The organism is Solirubrobacter phytolaccae (assembly GCF_027587195.1).
Taxonomy (GTDB): Bacteria; Actinomycetota; Thermoleophilia; order Solirubrobacterales; family Solirubrobacteraceae; genus Solirubrobacter; species Solirubrobacter phytolaccae.
In genome coordinates this window covers 1-1,385 of sequence record NZ_JAPDDP010000162.1, presented here as the reverse complement: position 1 = coordinate 1,385, position 1,385 = coordinate 1, and the positions used below count along the sequence as shown (strand labels likewise).

Below are 1,385 nucleotides of genomic sequence, written 5' to 3'. Positions count from 1 at the left end.
ACTGAGTGGGCCGACAAGCCGATCGAGGAAGTTCTCAAGAACCTCGATTCGCTGCCCGCCGACGCGCCGGTCACGCCCGCGCCGGGCCTCGCCGCCCCGGCCACGGCCGCGCCGGACCTTGTCGCGCCGACCGAGAACGTGCCGCCCGCCCCGGGCCTCGCCGCGCCGACCGAGGACGCGCCGGCCGCGCCTGACGTCGCCGCGCCGACCGAGGACGTGTCGGCCACGCCCACATCGGACCTCGTCGCGCCGCCCGACGCGGCCAGGCTCACGACCTACACGGGCCGCTTCCCGGTTCCGTTCGTCGAGTCGCCCGGGCTCGGCCCGGCGGTTCCGCCCGCGCCGGACGGGTCGGCGACCTGGCTGGCCACGGGCGTGACGAGCGCTCCGAAGGCCGGGCGGTTCGTGCGGCTCGAGGACCCGGCGGCCGCGTATCGGCCCGTCTTGCTCGCGTCGGTCGCGGCGCGTGCGGCGGCGAAGGAGGTCGCGGACGCGTTCCTCACCTCGGTCGTGCCCGCGCCCGGGCTGCGCAAGGCGCTCGTGGAGCTGGCTCGGGAGGACTCGGTGACCGCCGGGGCGCTGCTCGCGGGCCTGCTGCCTGCGCAGGGCGTCGTGCTCGGGGAGCCGCTGTCGTACGACCTGACGGTGCGCGGGTTCGGCACCTTCGCGGTGACGGTCGGGGATGGGGGCGCCGAGATCCAACGGCTCGCGCGGCGGCGTCCGCGCAAGGAGGCCGCGTTCCATCTCTCGGGCGAGCCGCTGGTGCTGGCCGAGCTGCTCGCGGGCGACCGCACGCGGATCGGGCGCTTCCGGCCGGGCGCGCGCGTCACGGGTCGGCGCAAACGCGCCAAGGCGCTCCGTACGCTGCCCGCGGCGTCGCTCTCGCTGGCCGAGGCGGTCCTGGCCGGTGCGCGGCTCGAGCCGTCACTCGTCTACGCCGCGTTGCCGTACGCCGTCGCGCCCGAGTGGACGCGCGGCCACGTGTTCACCGTCGCGCAGGAGATCACCGAGCTCGGCCCACGCGCCTGGTACGTCACGGCCCGCGACGGCGTCCGCCTGAGCGTCGTCGAGCACGCGGCAGGTGCGGCCGCCGACGCCACCGTCACGATGTCGCGCGCGGCGTTCGACCGCCTGCTCAAGGGCGAACGCGCCACGCCAGGCGACCTACCGGTCATCCGTGGCGACCGCAAGGCGGTCGCGACGCTCAAGCGCTGGACCGACCTGGCCCGCTCCTAGGCCACGCGACCCGCAGGCACGGCGAGACGAAGACGCGCGGGCGGGCGCGGGCACAGCGACGACCGCGCGGCGGTGCGGGCGGCGAAGCGTGCGCGGTGCGCGCGTGGTGCGCGCGTGGTGCGCGCGTGGTGCGCGCGTGGTGCGGCGCG

Annotated in this window: 1 pseudogene; it reads left to right on the top strand. The window is 77.0% G+C overall.

The annotated features are described in order from the left end of the window. Window positions 1–1,236 (top strand): annotated as a pseudogene (locus tag OJ997_RS36225) (hypothetical protein); the annotation flags it as partial. Window positions 1,237–1,385 lie beyond the last annotated feature (149 nt).